The following is a 25422-nucleotide window of genomic DNA, read 5'->3' on the forward strand; positions in this document are numbered from 1 at the left end:
ATGGAACCAATTAAGAATATCCCACGACTTTGTCGGGTATTGGGTTACGAGTTTTCTACCTTGGCATTGCTTGATCAAGCATTGACTCATCGTAGTGCGTCGAGCAAACACAATGAGCGTCTTGAGTTTTTAGGCGACTCGATTTTGTCGATTGTGATTTCAGATGCCTTGTATCATCAGTTTCCTAAGGCAACCGAAGGTGATATGAGCCGCATGCGTGCCACACTTGTGTGCGGTAAAATGTTGGCCGAAATCGCCCTAGAGTTTAAGTTAGGCGATTATTTAAAGCTGGGCCCTGGTGAGCTAAAAAGTGGTGGTTTCCGCCGCGAATCTATCTTAGCGGATACCGTTGAGGCCATTATTGGTGCTATCTATCTTGATTCGGATATTGAGACTTGTCGCCAGCTGGTACTAAATTGGTACCAATCTCGACTAGCATCTATTAAACCTGTGAATCAAAAAGATCCTAAGACCTTGCTTCAGGAACACCTGCAGGGCTTTAAGAAGCCGCTACCCGTATACAAGGTGGTTAATATTACTGGTGAGGCGCACGCCCAGACTTTTACCGTTGAGTGTAAAGTTGAAGAACTCGCTAAGCCGGTAACTGGCGTGGCTAATTCACGCAGAAAAGCGGAGCAAATAGCTGCCGCAGAAGTATTGGAGTTAATTAAACGATGAGCAACAAACCAGAACATGATGCTGAGGCCAATGAACCCAGTTTAGATGAGCTGTTAGCGCAGATGAACTCGGGCACCTCGTCGGCACAGTATGATGTGACCTATTGCGGTATGGTTGCGATTGTCGGTCGTCCCAATGTGGGTAAATCGACTTTGCTCAACAAGCTACTTGGGCAAAAAATCAGTATTACCTCTAAAAAGCCTCAGACAACACGCCATCGTATTATGGGGATTCATACCGAAGGCCCGCGTCAGGTGGTGTTTATTGATACGCCTGGTTTGCATATCGAAGAGAAGCGCGCGATCAACCGATTGATGAATCGCGCGGCTTCAAGTTCGTTAGCGGAAGTCAGTTTGGTGGTGTTCGTGGTTGATGGCCTTAGCTGGACAGCCGATGACGAAATGGTTTTGAAAAAGCTTCAAAGCCGTGATGATGGCCGTAAAACGGTGTTGGCTATCAATAAAGTCGACAACATCAAAGATAAAGAAGCCCTGTTCCCCCATTTAGAGCAACTGGCACAGAAGTTTAGCTTCGATGAGATTTTACCTATTTCCGCCACTCAAGGGACTAACGTTGAGCGCATCATGGATATGGCCATAGAGTCGGTACCCCAGTCGCCACATTATTTCCCTGAGGACTATGTCACTGACCGATCTCAGAAATTTATGGCGTCGGAAATTGTACGTGAAAAATTGATGCGCTTCTTAGGTGATGAACTCCCCTACGATGCGACCGTTGAAATCGAACAATTTAAGATGATGGAAAACGGTGTTTATCAAATCAACGCGCTGGTGCTTGTAGAGCGTGAAACCCAAAAACGCATGGTGATTGGTAACAAAGGCGAGCGGATTAAGAAGATCAGCTCTGCCGCCCGTGTCGATATGGAAGTGCTATTTGATAACAAAGTATTTTTAGAGATGTGGGTTAAAGTCAAATCAGGTTGGGCTGATGATGAGCGCGCACTGCGCAGCTTAGGCTACGGCGAAGAGTAATTAGCCGCCTAAACCAATTAGTCGTCGATAAAGTTAATGAGGCCGAGATGGCAAGGTGCAGCAAGTGTTGCAGTTTGTGGTCTCGGCCTTTAACGTAGATACAACGAAGTTAAGAGAGAACAGAGCATGCTGCGGGGTTATGTACTGCATACACGACCATATCGAGAATCTAGTGTATTAGTGAATATGCTAGTTGATGGCCATGGCCGGGTCGACTGTGTAGCGCGCTTAGGCAGCGGAAAACGTTCAATCAAGAGTATTCTACAGCCATTCCAGCCGCTGATATTTCAACTATCAGGCAAGAGTAGTTTAAAGAACCTCTATCAAGTCGAGGCGGCGAGCGCTGCCGTTCCCTTAAGTGGCGAAGTGAGCTTTGCTGGCTTTTATCTCAATGAAATATTAGTCCGCAGTTTAAGTGTCGACCACGGTGCAGAGCAGTTCTTTTTCACCTATCACGACACACTGATGAAAATGGCCGCAGGGTTTGAGCAATCGCAATTGCGCTATTTTGAGGTCGCACTTTTGCAAGAGTTAGGCTTAATGCCATCGCTGCTAGAGGATATTAGCGAGCATACCATAGAGGCTGATTACTATTATCGGTTGTTACCAGAGGAGGGCTTTGTCAGTGCACTAGGCCCGAAACAAAGTCACTATGCAGGTTCGATGTTACTTAACTTGGCCAATAAGCAGCTATGTGCCGCCGATTTTAAGTCCGCCAAACAGTTAATGCGGCAGTTACTTGTTGCCTGTATTGGCGATAAGCCACTGAAGTCACGCGCACTATTTACTCAACAAGTAAAACCGATCGAGCGCTAATGTTGACGTTATTGCGCTGGCGCATAACCTCAAAGTAAATGAGCTAAGCAAGCTGAAGGCTTTTCCATTGGTTTTTGCTTGTCGGCTCAGTACAATAGCGCATTCAAACTACATTCACTTATGTCAATCAGTAAGGAAGTGCCATGGGCCGTATTCATCTTGGTGTTAACATCGATCATATTGCGACATTACGTCAGGCGCGGGGCACCACTTATCCAGACCCAGTTCATGCCGCCGCAGTTGCTGAGCATGCCGGTGCTGAAGGCATTACGGTGCATTTGCGCGAAGATCGCCGTCATATTACCGACCGTGATATTTACCTACTGGCACAAACCATTAAAACACGGATGAACTTCGAGATGGCTGTCACTGAAGAAATGGTGAACATCGCCTGTGAAGTTAAGCCTGCTTATGCGTGTTTAGTACCAGAAAAGCGTGAGGAACTGACCACAGAAGGTGGGCTAGATGTTGTCGGCCAACAAGATAAAGTGGCGGCGGCAGTGGCGAAATTGGCCGCGCAAGGCATTAAAGTGTCGCTGTTTATCGATGCGGACAAGGCGCAAATTGATGCCACGGTTGCGGTAGGTGCGCCGGTTATTGAACTGCATACTGGATGCTACGCCGATGCCAAGACCGATGAAGAAGCGCAGCAGGAATTAGCTAGAATCACCGAAATGGCCACTTATGCATACAGTAAAGGCCTAGTGGTTAATGCGGGTCATGGACTGCATTATCATAATGTTAAGCCTATCGCTGCAATCTCTGAGCTGTATGAGTTAAATATTGGCCATGCGATTATCGCCCGAGCGGCCATTGATGGCTTGGAAATGGCAGTAAGAGATATGAAGCAATTAATGGTTGAAGGCCGCAACGGCGAATAACCATTAAAAGTGTATCGCGTTAATTAGTAGGTGAAAGATTCATGGTGGTAGGTTTAGGTACCGATATCGTTGAGATAGACCGTATTGAAACGGTAGTCGACAAAGCTATTGCGGGTACGGGCTTAGCTAAGTGCCGCTTAGCTTTGCGGGTATTAACGGAATCTGAACTGGCCATTTTCACCCAATCAGCGCAGCCGGCACGTTATCTAGCGAAACGGTTTTGCGCTAAAGAGGCCGCTGCTAAGGCGCTGGGTACAGGCATTGGTCGCGGCGTGTCGTTTCAGCATATTGAAATTAGTAATGATAGTAATGGCGCGCCTAAAGTGAACTTTACCGATGGTGCTGCTCAGCGGATGCAAGCGCTTGGTGCGAGCCAAGCGCACATTAGCATTGCAGACGAAGCCCGCTACGCGACGGCAACAGTGATTTTAAGTTAGTATTTACTAACCCTCAAACAAGATATGACAACCGCACTTAAGTCGAACTGCGAAAAATAATCTAGCGTGGTATAACTGCTATTACTGATTAGACCAGTTTTAGGGTTACTGACCATGGATGTTGATTTTAGCGCGATTGCGACACCTGATTATGCCAATGTGCTCGGCCGTGAGCATTTCATCGATTATCGTATTCATCCGCTATGGGCAAAAATGCCTGCTATTAGCGGTCCAGCCTTTACCGTACAGCTGAGTGCAGGTGACCATCTTATGATGCATGCAGCTATCTATCAGGCGCCTGCAGGTGCGATTATTGTCGTTGATGGGGTTGATGATAGGTTTGCGGTTGCGGGAGGCAATGTATGTGCAGTGGCGCAGCAACGCGGTATTAAAGGCTTCATTGTTGATGGTGTGATCCGTGATGTGAACGAAGTGGCCGAGATGCAGTTTCCCGTATTTGCTAGAGGGGTATTCCCCGTACCGGGTAGTAAGCACTGTTACAGTGAACTCGCCCAGCCTATTTGTTGCGGTGGAGTGAAGGTCAACAGCGGCGATATTATCGTGGCTGACAATGAAGGGATTGCAGTGCTGCCTAAAGAGACTGCCATTGAGGTTTACCAAGCTGCGAAGGCAAAAGCCGATAAAGAAGCGGCAATGACCCTTTCTCAATGGCAAGCGAATCATCAGTTACGTATTGAAGCGGCATTAAAAACCGCTAAGGGCGATTAAATATGATCGCTATCACACTTAGTTAACTAATCTGGCAACTTACAAATAACATGGGCTTTACCTATTTACTTTGATAATCAAACAATATAAATTTTATTTAGTTTGATTGTCAAGGTATCTATTCATGCTGAGTCATGCAGTCGAAAAACACAGCCATCATCACCAGTTTGAGCAACACAACCACCAAGGTGAACGCCGCACACTCATCGTGCTAATGATCACCATCGTCACTATGATAGTGGAGATAGTCGCGGGGACAGTCTACGGGTCAATGGCATTATTGGCGGACGGTTGGCATATGGGAACCCATGCTGCCGCATTTGGCATTACATTGTTTGCTTATCGCTATGCCAGAAAGCATGCAAACAGTGACAAGTTTTCTTTTGGTAGTGGCAAGGTCAGTGTATTAGGCGGTTATACCAGCGCAATCGCCTTAGGTATTGTGGCGTTATTGATGGTGGTTGAGTCGGTGCATCGACTGTTTTCTCCCCAAGCGATTCAGTTCAATGAAGCTATTATTGTGGCAATTATTGGCTTGGTGGTGAATGTGGTTTGTATGTGGTTACTACACGCCGATGGCCACGATCATGGCCATGACCACAGTCATAGCCACAGCCATGAGCCTGGACATAGTCACAATGATGGGCATAGTCACAGCCATGAGCATGGACATAGCCACAGCCATGACCATAACTTGCGCGCAGCTTATATGCATGTATTAGCTGATGCCTTGACGTCTTTGTTGGCAATCAGCGCACTGATTATTGGTAAGTTCTTAGGTTGGACATGGCTTGACCCATTGATGGGGATTGTCGGCGCGATCGTTATCAGCAAATGGGCGCTGGGTTTAATGCGTCAAACTAGTCCGATCCTATTGGATGAAAGTATGTCTGCCAATATACGGCAAGCGATGATCACCGAGCTTGAACAACACGGATGCATCGTTGCAGACCTACATGTTTGGAAAGTGACCGCCAGTCACTACAGCGCGGCCATGACGATCGTTGCTCAACAGCCACACAGTGTCGAGTTTTATAAACAGCAGTTGGCAAAATTTGCTACTATCAGCCACCTTACAGTTGAGGTACATCAAGGTTAATCGATGCAAAAGCTTAAACAACTCAATCATCTGCTTATTGAATTCTATGACAAGCTATCGTCGTGGGAGCAGTCGGTGGTAAAAGAGACTGGCTATACATTGGCGCAAGTTCATACGATTGAGGTGTTAGGTAGTCACGGGCCAATGCGTATGAAGGAGCTTGCTGACCGTTTGAGTATCACTACAGGTACCTTAACCGTGCAGGTCGATAAACTGGTTAAAGCGGGTTTAATTGTGCGTTTACCACAGGAGTCAGACCGGCGCTCAATTTTGGTGGATTTAACCCCCGAGGGGCGTGCATTACATGAGCACCACAATGCACTGCATTTGGCGTTAGTGGAGGATTTAACCCGTCACCTGAGCAGCGAGGAGCAGCAGATGTTAATCACCAGCATGACTAAAATTAATCGAGAGTTTTAGCGCATTCATCGGATAAGGCAGTGCACTTTTAGCAGACTTGAATATTAGCTCTAGAAACATCTGCCAAAATGCATTAGGTTAAATGGGATAAGGATCACGTTTTTAGCTCATTTAACCGCGACACGGTCATTAGGTCGTGGAAGATACCGAGGTAAAAGCCGTGGCAATAATAACGACTAGCCAGGAGCCTCGAGCCAATGAAATCAGCCGTGGAGCAATTAGCACAGTATAAGAGCGTGCACCTTAACCCCAAGAATATCAAAACCCACTTTATCGGTATTCCCGGCATTATCTGGTCGTTATTCGTGCTATTAAACCTGATCCCCATAAACATTATTGCCGTTAATGAGTTTAAGGTGAATGTCGCCGATGTGTTTACCCTTGGGGTGCTGGTGTACTATTTTTTGCTCAACGTTAAACTCGCTTTGGGCATGGTGGCGTTTATCATCCCCGTGCTATACACCTCAGATATGGTGGCACAAACTCAGTATGGCTTATGGATAGCGATAGCCGTCTTTGTGGTTGCATGGATTTTTCAGTTGATTGGTCACAAATATGAAAAGGCCAAGCCAGCTTTCATTGATGACTTAAACCAGCTTCTCATTGGGCCATTTTTCTTAATGGCGGAAGTGTATTTTATGTTGGGCTGGGCTGAAGAGTTAGATAAAGCCATCACGCCACTTGCCATCACTAAGCGCCGCGAGTTAGAAGCAGCGCGCAGAGCAGCATCGGCGTAGCAAAAAGGGGCCTGTTGGCCCCTTTATTGGTTAATCACTAATCTTCTTTTTTCTTTGGCGCTTGATAATGCTGCGGTATCACCCGTACGGTTTTCACCATGTTATCTGCCACATCAATCACTTCTAATGGGTAGCCGGATAATCGCATTGAGGTGTAGGGCTCAGGAATTTCTTCTAGGTACTCTAAAATGAGACCGTTGATGGTTTTCGGGCCATCAATGGGGAAGTGCCAGTTCATCTCTTTGTTTAAGTCACGGATGTTGATACTGGCTTCAATTAAGAAGCTGCCATCTTGCTGTTGGTTGATATCTTCGCTGGGGGTGGTGATCATTGAGGTAGTGAAGTCACCCACAATCTCTTCAAGGATATCTTCTAAGGTGACTAAGCCTTGAATATCACCGTATTCGTCCACCACTAAGCCGATGCGTTCTTTGTTTTGTTGAAAGTTAGCTAGTTGCACATTCAACGGTGTCGCTTCCGGTACAAAGTACAGCTCTTTTACTGCGCGCAGGAGTGATGATTTACTAAATTGCCCTTTCGATTGCAGCCTAAGCGCATCGCGTAAATGCACAAACCCCACCGCATCATCAATATTATCGCGATAGAGCAGTACGCGGGTATGGGGGCTTTGGATAACCTGCTTGTTGATGCTTTTAAAGTCATCATTAACGTTAATGGCGTACAGTTCATTGCGGGGGATCATGATGTCATCAACGGTGACTTTTTCAAGATCCATAATGGACAAAAGCATCTCTTGGTGGCGCTGAGGAATGAGTGCGCCGGCTTCATGAACCACTGTACGCAGCTCTTCTTGGCTAAGGGCATCATCAGCCTTTACCGAGCGAATACCCAGCAGACGTAAGAAGCTTCCGGTAATGAAGTTCACCGCCTTTACTAGGGGTGACAGCACCACTAATAGGCCCTTTAACAAAAAGCTCGACGGGAAGGCGATGCGCTCAGGGTGCAATGCCGCGACGGTTTTTGGGGTCACTTCAGCAAATACCAATACCACCAAGGTTAATATGCCTGTGGCAATGGCCACACCAACATCGCCAAATAAGCGGATACCAATAATGGTGGCAATTGCAGAGGCTAGGATATTAACTAGGTTGTTGCCGATAAGGATCAATCCAATTAGGCGATCGGGGCGCTCAAGCAGTTTGGTTGCCCGTTTTGCCCCTTTATGACCACTGTTTGCTAAGTGGCGCAATCGGTATCGATTAAGCGACATCATCGCTGTTTCTGAACTAGAGAAATAGGCCGAAATGATGATCAGAATAAGTAAAACAATAAATAGTACGCTAGTGGATATTGCGTCCAAAAAATAGCCCCGCTATGGCGTTGTGCTAAGAAAATCTTTGTGAATAACAGTAATTACCGTCATTTAAAGGGTGTGTCAAGTGAACCTAGGTATGAGCATTGGCCCATACCTAGATAAAAGAAGGGATTACCGCAGAATAAGTTCTTTAACGATACGGGCGCCAAAATAGGCCAAAGACAACAAGGTTGCACCAGTCAATGTATACAGCACGGCGCTGCGGATTCGGCAACCAATCCAGTACTGCTGCGCTAACATGGCAATGTAAGTGAACCACGCCATAATGGATAATATCGCTTTATGACCTTTGCCTTCTTCAAACATATCGTCGAGGAAGATAAAGCCCGTGGCCAATGAAAGACTCAATAGCACCACACCAACAATAACCAAGTGATACAGCTGCTTTTCAACTGTCATCAATGGGGGCATTGCTGGGCTCATGATAAGCTTTTTACTTTTAAGTTTGTTCTGAATAATCGCCAGCTGAATGGCGTACAGCGCGGCAATCATTAGGGCACTGTAAGCCATTAATGACAGCACCACATGCACTAATACATCCGGGTGAATTTCAAAGTGGGTAATATATTCAGGCGGCACTAACCACAATAGGGCGACGGAGATCACCGAGCAGGCATAGACCACCGGCACCACCACAATCATTTTTAGCCTAAACAGCAATATGGTGAAGCTAAAGGCGATGATCCAGTTCACCATAGAGATGACATTGGTCAAGCTAAAGTTCTGTCCATTCTCAGTGACAATGGCTTGTGACAATGCGGCGGCATGCAATACCACGGCAATGGCTGCAAAGCCGGCGACGACACGTCGATTTGGACCGTCCGCGTGAAACAGGCGGCTGACTACCAGTATTAATGCAATACAGTAGAAAAACATGGCTGAGGCGGAAAAAATGACCATCGAAAATTAACCTATTGTTTGTTAGTTTTCTGCATATACTCAAAGAGATGATCTGAGTATGCATCTTAATCTCATGCTAGAATAGCACGACAAAAGTGCTCTTGGGCAGTAGCAAAAGTGACAAATATAAGTGCAATGTGAGCGGTAGCGCTAAGTTTTGGAAAATAGTTGCTCATCCTTTGTTCACCCAAGGTGCTATGATAGGCCGACTAGGCAAGGATTGTTCCGCGATGCAGTAGCATAATATCTAGGCATCGCTATAATACTGCCCCATTAATGTAAATTCTAACGGTAAAGAACGCGATAATGTTTGAGAACCTAACCGACAGACTGTCACGCACCCTAAAGAACATTAGCGGTCGCGGACGCTTAACTGAAGACAATATTAAAGAGACATTACGTGAAGTCCGTATGGCGCTGCTTGAAGCGGATGTGGCTTTACCTGTTGTTCGAGCCTTTGTGAACAGCGTCAAAGAGCGCGCTGTTGGACAAGAGGTTTCAAAAAGCCTCAGTCCTGGCCAAGCTTTCATTAAGATTGTTCAAAGCGAATTAGAAAATGCCATGGGCGAGGCTAATGAAGCCTTAGACCTAAGTGCCCAACCGCCAGCAGTGATTATGATGGCGGGTTTGCAAGGTGCGGGTAAAACCACCAGTGTCGCGAAACTGTCTAAGTTTCTCCGTGAACGCTCAAAGAAATCTGTATTGGTTGTCAGTGCCGATGTTTATCGCCCTGCGGCGATCAAGCAGCTAGAAACCTTAGCGGCCGAAGTAGAAGTTGAGTTTTTCCCATCAGACGTAAGCCAAAAGCCGGTTGATATCGTCAATGCCGCTATGGCGCACGCCAAGCTTAAATTCATTGATGTTGTGATTGTCGATACCGCAGGTCGTTTGCATGTCGACGAAAGCATGATGGATGAGATTAAAGATCTCCATGCTGCGGTTAATCCAGTAGAAACCTTGTTTGTGGTTGATGCCATGACAGGTCAAGATGCTGCGAATACTGCCAAAGCGTTTAATGAAGCATTGCCACTCACCGGTGTCGTGCTGACCAAGGTTGATGGTGATGCACGTGGTGGTGCAGCGTTATCGATTCGCCATATTACTGGCAAGCCCATTAAATTCTTAGGTGTCGGCGAAAAGACCGACGCGTTAGAGGCATTCCATCCAGATCGCGTGGCATCGCGTATCTTAGGTATGGGCGATGTCTTATCACTGATTGAAGAAGTTGAACGTGGTGTTGATAAAGACAAAGCCATGCAATTGGCTTCAAAAGTTAAAAAAGGCGGCAGCTTCGATCTAGAAGATTTCCGTGAGCAGTTGCAACAAATGAAGAACATGGGCGGCATGATGAACATGATCGAAAAGCTGCCTGGTGTAGGACAACTGCCGCCTGAAGCCTTAGCCCAAGTACAAGAGGGTAAAATGACCGGGCAAATGGAAGCCATCATCAATTCGATGACGCCTGCCGAGCGTAAACGCCCAGATATTATTAAAGGCTCACGCAAACGTCGTATTGCTGCCGGTTCAGGCACACAGATTCAAGACGTTAACCGCCTGCTGAAGCAATTTACTCAAATGCAGAAAATGATGAAAAAGATGTCATCAAAAGGCGGCATGAAGAAAATGATGCGCGGTATGAGTGGCATGTTACCACCTGGCATGAAAATGCCTGGCCGTTAAGCACTGCCTGCGAAATCAAAGCTCAAGCCTAGTGCTTGAGCTTTTTTTTGCCTAGTCAATGAGGCCGCTTTAAGTGTCGATGTTTATTTCAGGGCCGATTGGCGTTAACCTAGTAATTATGCTGATTTTCTAATACAGATGATTAAGGTTTTTTCTTGCTGTTTTAGTCAGTTAGCGTTTACACTTCTGTTACACATCAATACAGCATTCACTTGCAAACTAACACGCTTGGATCAACAGCGGTTAGCCGCGTACATCAGGTACGACAAATTATTTTGGGGCATGTTCATGGTTAGAATGGTTTTCCCGGTAAAGCACCTTGCACTTGGCATTGTGGCACTGACTTCTCTATTAGGTTGCGATAAGCCAGAGCCTAAAATCACCCCCAAACTAGTGGTTGTTGAAAAGGTTAATTCAGCGACTGTACCGTTATATGGTAACTACATCGGCGTGACTCAAGCTTCGTTGGATGTCGAAGTTAGGGCGCGGATCAATGGCTTTGTTGAAGATAAAAGCTTTATTGAGGGCAGTGCCGTACAAGAGGGGGCTGTGCTTTATCGCATTGATAACCGTCCTTATCTCGCCGTTGTTAATCGCTTAGAGGCAAATGTGGATTCGCAGCAGTCGGCATTAGATAAAGCGAAGCGTGATGTCGAACGTTTAAAACCTTTATATGAGCAAGATGCTACCAGCCAGCTTGATTTTGATAATGCATTGTCTGTGCTATCTCAGGCCAGATCGAGTTTAGCTGCCAGCAAAGCCGAGCTTGATGAGGCGCAACTTGAGCTTAGCTATACCGAGATTAAATCGCCCATTTCAGGTTTAGTGAGCCGTTCTGAAGTCGACATTGGTGCGCTGGTGGGCAGTAGCGGCCAATCACTACTGACCCGCGTTAAACAGGTCGACCCAATCTATGTGACGTTTAACATGTCAGCGCTAGATTACCTTAATGCCCGTCGCCGCATGACTAGCTACTCAGAAAAGAAAGAAGCTGAGACAGAAGGCAAAGCGGTTGAAGGCTTTGTGACCATTACCTTGCCCGATAACAGCGAATATCCGTATTTGGGTGACGTGCGCTTTACTGACCCTTCGGTCAATCCTGAAACCGGCACTTTTCAGGTTAGAGCTGAGTTGCCTAACCCGAATAAAGAGCTGCTACCGGGGCAATACACCAATGTGCGCATTAAGCTTAATGAGATCAGCGATGCGGTGGTGATCCCACAAAAAGCCACTCAGGTTGAGCAAGGCGGGGTCTATGTCATGGTGGTTCTGCCAGATAACAAAGTTGAGCGCCGGTTTATCGTGATAGAGCACCAAGGCAAAATGGGTGTGGTGGTAAAAAGCGGATTGCGAGCCGGTGAGCTGGTTATTGTTGAAGGTATGCACCGAGTGCGCCATGGTCAGTTAGCTGAGCCATTAACGCAAGAGGCCTATCAACAACGAGAAGATAAAATACAAAAGGAACAAGCGCTTAAACAACAAGCGTTAGAACAAGAGCAGGAGCAGTAACCATGGCACAGTTCTTTGTAACTCGACCGGTTTATGCTTGTGTTATCTCTATTGTGATAGTGCTGCTTGGCTTAATTGCCATGTTCAAGTTACCGATTGATCAATACCCTTACATTACGCCGCCGCAGGTTAAGGTGTCAGCGTCATACCCTGGCGCCACATCAACGACCGCAGCCGAGTCCGTAGCAACGCCATTAGAGCAAGAGCTAAATGGCTTGCCAAACATGATCTACATGAGTTCAAAAAGCACCAATTCTGGTAGTGCGAATGTGACCATCACTTTTGATGTTGGCACCAACCCAGATTTGGCGGCGGTCGATGTGCAAAACTCAACCCAACAAGCGACTGGTAGCTTGCCTATCGATGTGCAAACAGAAGGGGTTTCTGTTTCTAAAGAGGCTTCAGTAGAGCTGCTAAAGTTAGCGTTAACCTCAACCGACGATCGCTATGATGAGATTTACCTCAGCAACTACGGCACCATTAACATTGAAGCCGCACTGAAGCGTATTCCCGGTGTGGGCCGAGTGCGTAACACCGGCGCGCGTAGTTATTCTATGCGGGTGTGGTTAAAGCCCGATATTATGGCTGGCTATGGACTAACAACTAGTGATGTGATTAACGCGGTAAAAGCGCAAAACAAAGAGTCTCCTGCAGGTTCGATAGGCTCGCAACCTAACACCGAATCGCTGAGTATGACACTGCCAATCACCGCCGCCGGTCGTATGAGTAGCGTGCCGCAGTTTAAAGAGATTATCGTTCGAGCTAACACCGATGGCTCTATTGTGCGACTACGTGACATTGCGCGGGTAGAGTTGGGCTCATCGGCTTATACGTTACAGTCGCAGCTTAATGGTGCCAACGCCACTATTTTGCAGGTATATCTGCTGCCCGGCGCCAATGCGCTGGAGGTGACCAAAAACGTTAAAAAAGAGATGGCCAAGCTGGCGCAGAAGTTCCCCCAAGGTATGAATTGGGAAGTGTTTTTCGATGCCTCCATCTTTATTGAAAACTCCATCGATGAAGTGGTTAAAACGCTAGTTGAAGCGCTGATACTGGTGATATTGGTGGTGTATCTATTTTTGCAAAATGTGCGGGCTACGCTTATCCCCGCCATTGCAGTACCTGTGTCATTGATTGGCACATTAGCGGCAATGTTAGCCTTTGGATTTACCATCAATACCGTCAGCCTATTGGCCTTAGTATTGGCCATTGGTATTGTGGTGGATGATGCCATTGTGGTGGTCGAAAACGTAGAACGCTTAATGCATGAGCAGGGCTTAAGCTCAGTCGAAGCAACACGAGTGGCGATGAAGGAGTTATCTGGCGCGTTGGTGGCAACCAGTTTAGTGCTCGCCGCAGTGTTTGTACCGGTGTCATTTTTAGCCGGTATTACCGGTATCATGTATCGAGAGTTCGCTATTGCAATTACTGTTGCGGTGCTCATTTCCACCGTGGTTGCATTAACCTTGTCTCCAGCGTTATGCGCATTGCTGCTTAAGCCCGGTGATAAAGCCAGTACTGGCTTCTTCAAGTGGATGAATGACAAACTCGATATTTGCACCAGTAAGTATGTCGCGATAGTGGCATTAACCACAAGACAAGCAGCCCGCAGCTATCTTGTTTTTGCCATGATGGTTGGCGGTGTTTATCTGATCATGTCTAATCTGCCCTCTAGCTTTATGCCCGATGAAGACCAAGGGCGATTCTTTATCGACATGACCCTACCCGATGGCGCGACCGTTAACCGCTCGCAAGCGGTATTAAAGAAAGCCGAAGCGAAAGTGCTAGCCCATCCCGCTGTGGCCTACTCCTTTACGCTTGCAGGTGAGAATCGCCGTTCAGGTTCCAATCAAGCCAATGGTCAGTTTGAGATTATTCTTAAGCCATGGTCTGAGCGAGTCGATAGCGATGCAACCGTGCAAAAAGTGATGAAAGAGATCAACTTGGCGCTTCATGATGTATTAGAAGCTGAGTTTAATCTGTATTTACCATCGGCAGTGCCAGGGCTGGGTAATGGCTCTGGGGTGGAGATGGAATTACAAGACACCTCTGGCACTAACTTTAAAGGCCTGATGGAAACCGCTGACGAGTTGGTGGAAAAACTCAAACTGCAACCAGAGATTGCAACTGCTGGGTTATCGCTGCAAAGTGCCATTCCACAGCTGCACCTGAGTGTAGATGAAGCCAAAGCGATGGCCATTGGTGTGAATGTGGCCGATATCTATGGCACCATTAAAACCTTTACAGATTCTTCGACGGTAAATGACTTTAACCTATTTGGCCGTGTTTACCGTGTTAAAGTGCAGGCCGAAGAGCAATATCGCCAATTCCCCGAGCAGATAAAAGATTACTATGTGCGCTCTTCCACTGGCGCCATGGTGCCAATTGGGGTGTTAGCTAAGTATGACTACTCGGTTGGCCCGGCTGCTGTGACCCACTACAACTTGTTTAGTAGCGCATCAATTAACGCCACGCCTGCTGCCGGTTATGCCTCGGGTGATGTGATTAAAGCAATTGAGCGTGTAGCCAAACCTATGTTGCCAAATGAATTTAGTTACGAATGGACAGGTATTACCTACCAAGAGGTGCAGTCTGCTAACCAAACCAGCATTGCGGTTGCCCTAGCGATGTTGTTTGTGTTCCTATTTCTTGCTGCACTCTATGAAAGCTGGACGATCCCCATCGCGGTGCTGTTGATTGCGCCAATTGCCATGTTGGGGGCGGCGCTGGGTACTTGGGTGAGTGGTATGGAAAGTAACCTGTTTTTCCAAGTGGCGTTTATCGCTTTGATAGGCATGGCGGCGAAGAACTCCATTTTAATTGTTGAATTTGCTAACCAGTTACATAAAGAAGGTAAAAGCCGCATTGATGCCGCGTTAGAGGCGGCAAATATGCGCTTTAGACCGATTTTGATGACATCAATGGCGTTTATTTTAGGGGTATTACCTTTGGTATTGTCGGTGGGACCCGGTGCGGTAAGTCGACAGAGTATTTCAATTCCTATCTTGTGTGGCATGGTGTTCGCCACCACCATAGGCATAGTGATGGTGCCGTTGTTTTTCGTCACCACTGCCGGGTGGTTGAAATCTAAAATCGCGCCGTCAGCTGCCAATGAACATTCTGTAGCCAAGGAGAATGCTCATGGATAATTCACACCGCTATAGTGCGAGATTCAGCACAGCGTTAACCAGCGCTGTAAAGCGTAAAACTCTGGCAATCAATGTGATTGGCTTGGTTGGCGCTATGATAGGGCTGGCAGGTTGCGCCATGGGCCCAGACTATCAGCGTCCGAATGTGGAGTTACCACCGCAGTACCATCAAGATTTGGCCCAAGACTCGGTTGAAAATGGTGGTCAGGTGGCTTGGCAGTCTTTTTATCTTGACCCCAATGTGCGCGAGCTGATTGAGCATGCATTAAAACAAAACCTCGACTTAGAGGCGGTGCGCTCAAGGCTGATTGCGGCGCGATCTCAAATCACTGTGACCGATGCAGCCTTGTATCCATCGCTGGGTGTTGAGGCCAATGCTGAGCGTTCCATTGATAGCGCGATTACCAATACCGATCCGACCCATGGTAATGAATTTGATATTGCCGGTACGGTTTCTTGGGAGTTAGATATATGGGGGGCAAACCGCCGTCGCAGTGAAGCCGAATATGCCAACTTTCTATCGGCACAAGAGTCGCTCAATTTAGCCGTAATAAGCCTGATAAGCGATGTGGCGAGTCGATACTACGAATGGCTGGATATCGAGCAGCGTTATCAAATTTCAATGAATACCGTGGAACTGCGTAAAAAAGAACGCGATCTGGCTAGGCTACGAAAACAAAATGGGGTGATTTCTGGCTTGCAGGTCAAGCAGGCAGAAGTGGAATATCAAAGTGCAAAAGTCACCTTGCCTGATTTGGACTTTGAACGCCAAGAAAAAGCTAATCAGCTAAAAATCCTCCTTGGAGAATATGATTATACGCTGAAGAAACAGCAAGATCTGCAATCTCTGACCTCGGCAGACCTGTTTCCCAGTTCATTTAAAGTTGGCATACCGTCACAAATGTTGTCACAGCGACCGGATGTGAAAATGGCTGAGCAGGCAATGATTGCCGCCAATGCTAATGTGGGGGTGGCTAAAACCGCCTTTTTTCCTAAATTTACCATTAGCGGCAGTTACGGTACCGAAACCGATGACTTAAGTAGCATCTTTGATAGCGAGGGAGTGACTTGGTCGCTGCTTGGCGGCATCACCGCCCCAATTTTTAATGCTGGCAGCATTTCGGCGCAATATGATATTGCCCAAGAGTCATCTAAGCAGGCTTTACTGGCTTATCGAAGCACCGTTTTGGCTGCCTATTTTGAAGTGAATGATGCCATGAATAGCTTCCGTCGCTCAGAATTAGCGATTGAAGCGCAACAAGAGCTGGTGGAAGCGTCACGCGGATACACCCACTTGGCGATGCTTAGGTATCGTAATGGTGTGTCGAGCTCGCTTGACCTGATGGATGCCCAGCGGAGTTTGTTCAATGCTGAGCTAACGTTAAGCGAGGTGCGCCGGGACAAGCTATTGGCAATGATCAAGCTGTATCGCTCATTGGGTGGTGGGGTGCTAACCGAACAAGAGTTAGCCAAGGTCTTTGAAGAAGATGAAGCTGCCAATACTGCACCAACCCCTTAATATATATACCCGCCTTAAAGTGAAAGTTGGCTGAAGTCACACAGTTGCACCAGCACGCGTTGTTAATGACACGTGCTGGTAGTGAATTTTAGGTCGGTGATATGTCGCGATTGCCGTATTTATTGGTATTCGATAACTTTGGCGACGTAAGTAAACTCACCGGCATAACCGTGGTAATCGCGATATAAATCCACTGAGAAGTAGCGGGGTTTATCTTGGATAATACGCTCAGCGATTTTACTTTCTAACTGAGTAAGGTCTGCTTGCTCATACACATGAAACTTGCTCTTTTGTTGCAATTGCATCTCGACAGCGTGTTCGCGGCTAATATAAATTTCTGCAAACTTATCGACAATCATGCCGCTATAGCTGACTCTCTCAAAACTCGCGTCAAAGTCGACCTCAATCAGTACGTCTTCTTCGGCGATAGTCTGTAATTGACTCATCTGTTGGTTAAGTTGTGCTTGCTCTTGCGCCTGCTCTGGGCTTGCGGCTAACACTGAACCGGAGAGCAGTGCAACAAAGCTGATGGTGAGTGTGGTTTTGGTCATAATAATTACCTTAGTTAATGCGTCCTGCTAATTGAATTTCCGTCGTTTGGGTCTGAATAATCGATTTTTGGCTGATTAAGCGAAGCACTGCTGGGCTTAATGGCCAAAATCTGCTTGAGCCACCTCGCCAATGCCAGGTGGTTATTTCCGGTGGTTATTTCCGCTGGTTACAGTGGCGATCAAAGCTCAAATTCACCGTGCATCTTGCGAAATAGCCAATTTGGGATCTCGTGCCACTTGCCATAGTCTGGGTTGTCATGGTGGATTTCATCTGCCGATTGCCACTGTGGTTTACCTTGCTCATCCAGGCTGACATGCCAATACACTGTTTGTTGGCGCAATAAGTAATGTTCAACCTGCTGGGCAAATTGCGTAGAGTCGACAAACACACCAAACTCGATGTTGAGAAAGTCTGAACGTGGATCGAAGTTGGAAGAGCCGATGTAGCTCAGCTGGCTATCCAAGATGAGGGTCTTGTTGTGATAGTAAGTATCAGCATGATAGAAGTGATCATCGTTGCTAGCGTTGGCTTTGTACTCGAAGATATCGACACCTTTGTTTAACAATGTGATGCGATGCTGCTCATAGTAGGCAGGAATGAACCCTGAGTCATTTGATGCCGACGAGTTCGTCAGCAGCGTCACTTGAGCTTGATTGGCGACTAGCTTGTCAACAACGGTAAATTCTCCTTGGCTTGGAACCATATAAGGCGTGGAGATTAATGCTGATTTCGCCTTGTTAAGGTATTGGTCAATCGTGTGCTCAGCACGGGTTCTGAAGTACGGCTTGTTATCGTTAAGCTTGGCTAATGAGTCAAACACCGGCGTGGCTTTGACGTCGATAAAATCAATTGTGCTGAGTTGCTCAACTTGCTCAACTTGCTCTTCAATATGAGCGATGACGGCTTTATTCGTGTGTTTTTTGATTGCTTGCTCAAATTCCTCCAGCGGTTGCTGGTGGTCATGGGCGATGAGGCTGCTAATATCTTGCAGGTGCTCACTGTGCCAAAGAGTGTCGTAGTTGCGTGCAAACGGTCGAATAATGTCGCCCTTAAATAGGGTGTCCATATCGAAAAAGTTGGCTTGCTGGCTAAAACCAAAATAGGCATCGCCGATGTTACGACCGCCGAGGATCAGCCATTGCCCATCGATGTTGAAATACTTTTCATGGAGACGGTTATCTCGCTGGCGTTGATGGCTTGCAAAATCAACGGCGCGGCCGATCCAACCGAGTTTGCGTGAGTGGAAAGGGTTGAACACTTTGATGGCAATATTGGGGTGCTGATTAAGTCCTGCTAGCCACTTTTCATTGAATAGCAAAAGATCGTCGAGGGTTAGGCGTACTTTTACACCACGATCAGCTGCGAGTCTAAGCTCCTCCAGTAACAGCAGGCCTGAGGTATCTTTGTCCCAAGAAAAGTAGGTGATATCAATATGCTGTTGTGCGCTTCTTACCAAAGACACACGACGTGCAAATGCCTCTCCAGCCGTTGGGATTAAATAGGCTTGAGATTGATAGGTTTGCGATTGCCAATTTTGTTCAAAATCGGGCTCAACTTCGGGGTAGTGCTGCGCACAGCCGGTTGATAGCGCGACAACGAGTATCGCAACGATAGTGTATAGCGGGTTTAACATGATTTGTGCCTTTGTCGCTCGTTTGCCAACACGGCCGTTTGGTGGCCGTGTTGGTATGTTTAGCCTTGGAAGTATTTAGTGTTCTGCTTGCGACTGGGAGTCATCGATATACCAAAGCAGGAGTTGCTGTTGCTGCAGTCCAGTTAATCTGCCTTCACGAAGACTTGGGTCTGCACCGATGTTATTGACCGCATCCCAACCATTAACAAGGTTTACCTCACCACCGTCGTCGATGACTAGCGTGCTATCTAGCTCTGCATCATATTGATAGGCATCGAATAACGCGTCGGTAAACCACAGGCGAGATATCTTACCCATTAATGCGCGCTCCTGGGAGGTTGGGTGAATGTCGCTGCCATCGAAGCGAACGGCTTTATTGAAAACAAACGCTAGTTCTGAGCCGTTACAGGCACCGCGAACACAACCTAAGGTTTTAATTAAGTCGCCTAGATAGGGTAAATCAGTTTCACTGTCAGTTCGGTAACTCCACATGTTGAAGCTTGGCACAAAGTCAAAATGATAGAATGTCGCCGCATTTTCTTTGTTTACTGGAGCACTAGCAGCCATTTGTCGAGCTGGCCCGCTAAACAGGGTGTCGTTGAGCAGGGTTTTGAACTGCTGCATGTTACTGACGGCACCCGATAAGTCCCCTTCAAGGTTGGGGTAGAAATCGGTAAGCTGCATAAGCGCACCACTATTTGCGGTATCGCCCAAACCATAGAATAAAGTGGTTACCGCTTTATAGGCGGTCATTGCTTGTGCTTGTGTTTGCGGATCCTTTGCCATCTGCTGGATCTGGTTGACCAGCCATGCTTGATTGTTAGCATCATCTAACCAAGTCATCAGCTCGCTAGCAATGAGTTCAGGGTCGTTAGATTCCAGTTGTTGAGGATTATCAAATAGATCGCTACCGAGAATAGTTGGGATTAAAAAAGTCAGGCTTGGCAACATGCCAAAGCTGTTGCTTTCATGCTTATTCACGCCAATGACTGTCGGCACAGTCCAATCATTTTGACTTGGGTGCTGGATAAAGTGATAGCCTTCAATGTCGCTAGAGAAAGCGTTTTTCTTATATTCAATGTACGGAGCAAAAGGCATCAGGGTGGCTAATGGCGTTGCGTCAACGCTTGGGAATGTGACGTCAATCCCGAGTGCTTTAAGCGCTAGCTGTACAGCGGTTTTTAAGCCTGAGTTAGTCGCTACTGAGCCTGCGACCCAGTTGGCTGTACTCGTAAGAGGGCTGCTCATTTTGGCTTGTTGTTGTAAAAGATCTTGCCAAGATACTTGGCTAATATCTTGGTCAAATTTGGCAGCTAAGTTAGCGGCTTTATCTTTGGCGACATCATAGCTGGTATATTCAAAGCCATAAGGGTTGCTTTGCATGATTGCACGCTGGTAGTGAGTGCCGACTATCGATTGTTGCTGCTGAGTATCCTGAAAGATGCCCACAGACATCGCGCCAGCACCTTGCCCCATAATAGTGACATTAAGCGGGTCGCCGCCGAACTGTTCAATGTATTGGTTGACCCACTGCAATGATTGCTTTTGGTCACCCAGCCCAAAGTTGCCGCCTTTTGGAGATGTTTTACCATCTGTCCAGTGACTACCTAGTATTCCTAAGCGGTAGTTGATTGAGACAAAAATAAATGGCTTGCCGTCATCACTGCCTTGGGCCACAACAGTGTCGCCATTGATTAGCGCATCAGAGCCGGAACCATATTCAAAGTCACCACCGTGAATATACACATATACGGGCAGATCTTTATGTTGCTCAGCATCGGCGGGTCGCCAGATGTTAAGGTTGAGACAGTCTTCAGCTTGCTGTTGTGCAGTCGGTCTATTTTGTGGACAAACCGCCTGAAACTGCGTTGCATCAATGTCGCCTGCTAGTGGCAATAAACTGCTGTGATTAAAGCGTGACTGGCTGGCGAATTGGATGCCTTTAAAGCTGTCCACCGCGACCTGTTTTTCTACACCACTTGCGTCGGTGATGCTGACTGCCTGCTGCAACGCAGTAATGGTGGCATCGGTTGTGGTTAACACAATCTCTTTATCTTCGATTGGTTCACTTGGATCTGGGATTTCGGGTAGCGGAATAGTGGGCTCAACATCAGTGTTGCAGCCCGTCAAAAATGTCGCGATAGCGACAGCGATTAAAGTCGTTTGTAAATAAGTCATATCATTGCCTAAGTCTATTGATCAAATCGCGTTCAAATTTCGAGACGCCAGTTGTAGCGGCTATGCATAACATAGCCATTTCGCGTTGTTGTGGCGTGATAGTAGTGGCCAGTCTCGAAAACTTAGAATCGCCTGTGAAGGATGCAATCCTTCTTGTCTATCTGTACTAGTGCGAATAAAGCGGTTAGGTTTAGAAGCGATAACCGAAGTTCAGCGTAAAGGCGTTGCGAGTTTCACCTTTGTTATACAGCACGGTAAGGTTGTAGTTTTTACCAAACTGCTTGTTGAAACCGACGAGGTAAGCCCAGTTGTTGAGATCGACGCCAACGTCATAGTCAAATTCGATATCTCCGGCTACCACATGGCCTTGCATTCGGTTATCGAGTCCTTGATATTCGGCGCCAACAAAAATCTGTGCGCGGTAATCAGCTAACTGATAACCCAACATAGGTTGCACGGTAATGAGGCCATCTCCCCAATCCGTATTGCCTTCCATACGCGTCATTGAATAGGTGGCAGTGACTGAGGCGAAAAATTGTTTGTAACCTACCGAGAGTGTGGTGCCGACACCCACTAAATCGTATTCCAGCTGTAGCGGCACATTAAGTCTTGCCTTGTTACAGAGCACTGATACACCTTCACAAAACTTATCCCCTACACCGGGTAAGGCATCATTGAGTTTATCTTTGATGATTTGCCCAGCTTCACCGGTATAGGAAGCGTCAACATTGGCATCGACATTAATTTTGCCTATGTAACCGAACATGTTCCAAAATGGCAGAATGTTAATGTCGCCGCGTAACGTCATTGCTTCTGCAGTGACATCGGCGAATGTGTCATTAGGGTCAAAAAAGTCATTAAGGCGCACACCACCGATAATAAAATCGTTGGTCGGTAGGCTCATGTCTTGGTTGCGGTATGACATAGAAAGGCCAAAAGGTAAGGGCAGATCGATCCCTTGTTGCCTCACCATGTCGCCAAGTAAAGGAAAAGTACGGTTGACCTCTACTTGCTCTTCACGAAAACGAGGATCTGACACTTCTGTTAAACGCTGATGATCAATGATTTCAACTTCAGCAGTGTCATCATAGAAGGCCACGGGCTCAACCGTTTCAACTATCTTGATGGGTTTGCCTTTCTTGGTTCCGGTCATTTCGATGTATTTCTCATCGATGATCAGCTTGCCATTGCTTAAGGTGTCGAAGGAAATGTGTTGATTGTATTGTTCAACGTTGGTGCCATCGAGTTTAAACGGACGGCGATTACTGATGACCATCTTATGCGGCTTACCATTGACGATATCGACCTTAACGCTCAAAAAACGAAAGTAAGCGATATCTTGTGGTAATCCATACTTCGAGTAATTGAACGATACCGATACATTACCATTGGCATCGGTGATTGCTTCGACAGAAGTGGGATCGTAGCTTTGTGCCCAGTGACGCAAGCGATACTGGGTACGGGTGGCATTTTCGATTTGCTCAATGAGATCTTCTTGCTCATCGAGGGCATTCTCATCGTATTTGATCCGTAAATCGATGTTGCCTTTACGATCGGTGTTTTTAACCAAGTAGACCGTCGATTGGTGTACTTGGTCGCGATAGGTCACCGTGCGGGTGACATGCTCGACTAAGTGCTCACCCTGTACCAGCGAGCTGACGCCGAGTTTAGGGAGATCATCATCTATACCGTATTGAGCAAAGATAGATTTGCCGGCGGCTATTTTTTGTTGCTCGTTGTCATCAGAAGCTGCCGCAACGGTGCTGGCAGAAAAAAGTAACATCATGGCGCTAGCAATCGTCGATGCCTTACCTGCCAACGTTGTCGTTATCACTGGGTTAATAACTGTCATGTCAATTTCACTCTTCGGCGATTCAATCCTATGAATAGGCCGAGTTTGATATTGCAGCGAACACCCCCTGTTCAGCTGAGATAAATTAAGGTTGCTACGGTGCTGATGACTACTGACTGTTATCACTATCGGCATGCGCAAACTTGCTATGGCGGGCATAATATGAGCAGTTGCGTATTTGTTAGAATCTCTTATGTAGGATGCGACCCTACGTTAAGTTATCAGCCGATATTATCGGTATAGCAGGGGGGGGGAACTGGCTAACGTTGAGATGTGCAGAGTCAATTAGCGCTGAGAATGTATAAATAACATCAGTCTAACGGGAGAGGCTACGGTTTGCTGAGCATCAATGGCTATCGGGTAATCATGACATGAGTTAAAGTGTGGGTCAGATCCTACATAGGTGAGTCTGCTGTATTAGTCAGCTGGCATATCATAGCTGCAAATTCAGCCAATGATGTTGCCAGTGTGGTGATAGTTCATTGGAACTCTTTCATTTCTGATAGAAGTCGAGGCACTTATGACACGTATACAGCGTGTAGGTATTGGACTCTTGTCGCTCGTGTTAGCAGCTTGCAGTACTCACCATCCACTAGAGAATCGTGTAACCGTATCTAATTATAAAGATGTCACTTTACCGCACCAACAAGCGGCGTCGGAGCCAATTCGCTTTTGGGCCAGTGAGCAGCCAACTTTTCTTTATAATAAGCATACAGGCGCTACTCCATTAACGGCCACGGGCGAGCAACTTAACATTTTGGCCTTATCGGGCGGTGGGGCCAATGGCGCTTATGGGGCAGGCGTGCTAACGGGCTTACATGATAACGGTGATTTGCCACACTACACCATTATTACCGGTGTTAGTGCTGGGGCATTGCTTGCGCCTTTTGTGTTTGCGGGCGACAGTGAATTACCGCGGCTTAAATCAGCTATGTTGGGGATCAATGATAAAGCGGTGCTTGGCAGTAAAAACTTCCTTAATACCCTATTTAAAGACAGCTTCTCCGACGGCGATAGTTTGCTTGCGTTTATCGCGAAAACTTATCCTGAAACTATGATTGATAAAATGGCGATGAGTCATCGATCTGGTAAGCGACTCTTTATTGGTACTACCCATTTCGATTCTGGGGAGCTAATGATCTGGAATTTGGGCGCGATTGCCAGTAGTAGTATGCCCAATCGGGTGCAACTGGTGCATCAAGTGCTGGCGGCGAGTGCCTCAATTCCAGGAGTATTCCCACCGCAGTTTATTGCCGTTGAACATCAAGGGCAGCGACTTGAGGAGCTGCATGTCGACGGAGGCTTGGCGGCACAGATGTTCTTTAATCCAGCCGACTTTGACTACCAGCAGGTTTCTCGGGCTTTGGGCTTGAGCCGCGAGCCACAGTTACATGTGGTTCGTAATGGGCTGTTAGCGCCGCTTTATCAACGGACAGAAGACAAAGGGCTTAAGTTGCTCACCCGCAGTTTAACCAGTTTGACCGTGCTGCAGGCCAGAGGCGATCTATTTAGAATGCGTTACTTAAGTGAAATAGAACAGATAGACCTACACTATACTTATCTGGATGAAGACTTTTCTGCACAGAAGCTCAGTGGGAAAATGTTTGATGTGAATTATATGCAGGCTATCTATCGCCATGGCTACCATAAAGCCGCAACAGGCCAAGTGTGGCAACAATAATGTTGCTGGTGGCTATTGTTTGCAGCTCGCGGCAATTGCTACTTGCAGGCCGTACTTATTTAGACCTTGCAGATATGCCAGCAAGCTGTGTTTATTGTCCAAGAGGATTTTAATCGCGGCAGATTAACATCTGCCCCAATGAGTAGGGCGAATTTGTTGCTGTAAGGGGCGCGGGTCTATATAGTGGCGCGCATAGATTAAATCAGGGTTACAACAGCAGTTTGTCTGATTGTAGCTGAACGATTTAGTGGTCAAAAAACATTGCATTCGCTGGTCAGTCAGGTAAAATCGTCCGGCTTTCTATCTGGGACTCTTCGCGAACACGGGGTTCCAGTTTTTATTTTTGCTTCATGTGAAGCAAATCATTAGAGGATAAAAGACGCATGGTTACCATTCGTTTAGCTCGTGGCGGCGCAAAAAAGCGTCCATTTTATAACATCGTTGTTGCTGATAGCCGTAAGTCTCGTGACGGTCGTTTCATCGAACGTGTTGGTTTCTTCAACCCATTGGCTCGTGGCCAAGAAGAAACTTTGCGTTTAGATCTTGATCGCGTTGAGCACTGGGTTGCACAAGGTGCTGCTACATCTGAGCGTGTAGCTAAATTGATCAAAGACGCTAAAGCTGCTGCTTAATAGCGTTAAGGT

Annotated in this window: 21 protein-coding genes; 15 read left to right on the forward strand and 6 right to left on the reverse strand. The window is 46.9% G+C overall.

Features of this window, described 5'->3' with window-relative positions:
* The 9 genes from rnc to FLM48_RS05460 all read left to right on the forward strand — a co-directional run bounded on the left by rnc (position 1) and on the right by FLM48_RS05460 (position 6789).
* A complete protein-coding gene (gene rnc / locus FLM48_RS05420) occupies positions 1-678 on the forward strand; it encodes a ribonuclease III (RefSeq protein ID WP_028773116.1) in 678 nt (225 codons plus the stop codon).
* Positions 675-1670, forward strand: coding sequence for a GTPase Era (gene era, locus FLM48_RS05425; protein WP_179023959.1), 996 nt, complete (start codon positions 675-677; stop codon positions 1668-1670). Before rnc ends, era begins: the two co-directional genes overlap by 4 nt.
* Positions 1671-1796: 126 nt before the next feature.
* Complete coding sequence (gene recO / locus FLM48_RS05430; RefSeq protein ID WP_179023960.1) at positions 1797-2486, forward strand: DNA repair protein RecO; 690 nt, start codon at positions 1797-1799, stop codon at positions 2484-2486.
* A 143-nt stretch (positions 2487-2629) separates the two neighbouring features.
* Positions 2630-3367, forward strand: a complete 738-nt coding sequence (gene pdxJ, locus FLM48_RS05435) for a pyridoxine 5'-phosphate synthase (RefSeq protein ID WP_179023961.1) — start codon at positions 2630-2632, stop codon at positions 3365-3367.
* Positions 3368-3408: 41 nt separating this feature from the next.
* Positions 3409-3804 (forward strand): holo-ACP synthase, encoded by a 396-nt coding sequence (gene acpS, locus FLM48_RS05440; RefSeq protein ID WP_179023962.1) that lies wholly within the window; start codon positions 3409-3411, stop codon positions 3802-3804.
* 114 nt (positions 3805-3918) lie between these two features.
* Complete coding sequence (locus tag FLM48_RS05445) at positions 3919-4533, forward strand: RraA family protein (protein ID WP_179023963.1); 615 nt, start codon at positions 3919-3921, stop codon at positions 4531-4533.
* A gap of 124 nt (positions 4534-4657) precedes the next feature.
* Complete coding sequence (gene dmeF, locus FLM48_RS05450) at positions 4658-5632, forward strand: CDF family Co(II)/Ni(II) efflux transporter DmeF (RefSeq protein WP_179023964.1); 975 nt, start codon at positions 4658-4660, stop codon at positions 5630-5632.
* Positions 5633-5635: 3 nt separating this feature from the next.
* Complete coding sequence (locus tag FLM48_RS05455) at positions 5636-6052, forward strand: MarR family winged helix-turn-helix transcriptional regulator (protein WP_028773123.1); 417 nt, start codon at positions 5636-5638, stop codon at positions 6050-6052.
* Positions 6053-6249: 197 nt separating this feature from the next.
* Positions 6250-6789, forward strand: coding sequence for a DUF962 domain-containing protein (locus tag FLM48_RS05460; protein ID WP_179023965.1), 540 nt, complete (start codon positions 6250-6252; stop codon positions 6787-6789).
* A 37-nt stretch (positions 6790-6826) separates the two neighbouring features.
* On the opposite strand, the gene FLM48_RS05465 is transcribed toward FLM48_RS05460, so the two are convergent.
* Positions 6827-8110, reverse strand: coding sequence for an HlyC/CorC family transporter (locus tag FLM48_RS05465; protein ID WP_179023966.1), 1284 nt, complete (start codon positions 8108-8110; stop codon positions 6827-6829).
* 126 nt (positions 8111-8236) lie between these two features.
* Entirely contained in the window at positions 8237-9025 is a 789-nt protein-coding gene (locus FLM48_RS05470; protein WP_028773126.1) for an inner membrane protein YpjD, read from the reverse strand.
* Positions 9026-9331: 306 nt separating this feature from the next.
* On the opposite strand from FLM48_RS05470, the gene ffh reads away from it, so the two are divergent.
* The 4 genes from ffh to FLM48_RS05490 all read left to right on the forward strand — a co-directional run bounded on the left by ffh (position 9332) and on the right by FLM48_RS05490 (position 16882).
* The gene (gene ffh / locus FLM48_RS05475; RefSeq protein WP_028773127.1) at positions 9332-10705 is read left to right on the forward strand and encodes a signal recognition particle protein; all 1374 of its coding nucleotides are present in this window, start codon (positions 9332-9334) and stop codon (positions 10703-10705) included.
* A gap of 288 nt (positions 10706-10993) precedes the next feature.
* The gene (locus FLM48_RS05480; RefSeq protein WP_179023967.1) at positions 10994-12214 is read left to right on the forward strand and encodes an efflux RND transporter periplasmic adaptor subunit; all 1221 of its coding nucleotides are present in this window, start codon (positions 10994-10996) and stop codon (positions 12212-12214) included.
* Positions 12215-12216: 2 nt separating this feature from the next.
* On the forward strand, positions 12217-15363 hold the full coding sequence (locus tag FLM48_RS05485; protein WP_179023968.1) for an efflux RND transporter permease subunit: 3147 nt from the start codon (positions 12217-12219) through the stop codon (positions 15361-15363).
* Positions 15364-15457: 94 nt separating this feature from the next.
* Complete coding sequence (locus tag FLM48_RS05490) at positions 15458-16882, forward strand: efflux transporter outer membrane subunit (protein WP_372847471.1); 1425 nt, start codon at positions 15458-15460, stop codon at positions 16880-16882.
* A gap of 119 nt (positions 16883-17001) precedes the next feature.
* Here the strand turns inward: FLM48_RS05490 and FLM48_RS05495 are convergent, their stop codons facing one another.
* From FLM48_RS05495 to FLM48_RS05510, 4 genes are all read right to left on the reverse strand, one after another.
* Positions 17002-17433, reverse strand: coding sequence for a hypothetical protein (locus FLM48_RS05495; RefSeq protein ID WP_179023970.1), 432 nt, complete (start codon positions 17431-17433; stop codon positions 17002-17004).
* Positions 17434-17612: 179 nt separating this feature from the next.
* On the reverse strand, positions 17613-19067 hold the full coding sequence (locus tag FLM48_RS05500) for a phospholipase D family protein (RefSeq protein WP_179023971.1): 1455 nt from the start codon (positions 19065-19067) through the stop codon (positions 17613-17615).
* 75 nt (positions 19068-19142) lie between these two features.
* A complete protein-coding gene (locus tag FLM48_RS05505; RefSeq protein WP_179023972.1) occupies positions 19143-21245 on the reverse strand; it encodes a carboxylesterase family protein in 2103 nt (700 codons plus the stop codon).
* A gap of 190 nt (positions 21246-21435) precedes the next feature.
* Positions 21436-23097 (reverse strand): hypothetical protein, encoded by a 1662-nt coding sequence (locus FLM48_RS05510; protein WP_179023973.1) that lies wholly within the window; start codon positions 23095-23097, stop codon positions 21436-21438.
* 520 nt (positions 23098-23617) lie between these two features.
* Between FLM48_RS05510 and FLM48_RS05515 the strand changes: the two genes are divergently transcribed.
* Both FLM48_RS05515 and rpsP read left to right on the forward strand, forming a co-directional pair.
* On the forward strand, positions 23618-24778 hold the full coding sequence (locus tag FLM48_RS05515; protein ID WP_179023974.1) for a patatin-like phospholipase family protein: 1161 nt from the start codon (positions 23618-23620) through the stop codon (positions 24776-24778).
* 383 nt (positions 24779-25161) lie between these two features.
* A complete protein-coding gene (rpsP, locus tag FLM48_RS05520) occupies positions 25162-25410 on the forward strand; it encodes a 30S ribosomal protein S16 (RefSeq protein ID WP_028773135.1) in 249 nt (82 codons plus the stop codon).
* Positions 25411-25422 lie beyond the last annotated feature (12 nt).

The sequence above is a fragment of the Shewanella sp. Scap07 genome (assembly GCF_013394145.1).
GTDB lineage: Bacteria > Pseudomonadota > Gammaproteobacteria > Enterobacterales > Shewanellaceae > Shewanella > Shewanella waksmanii.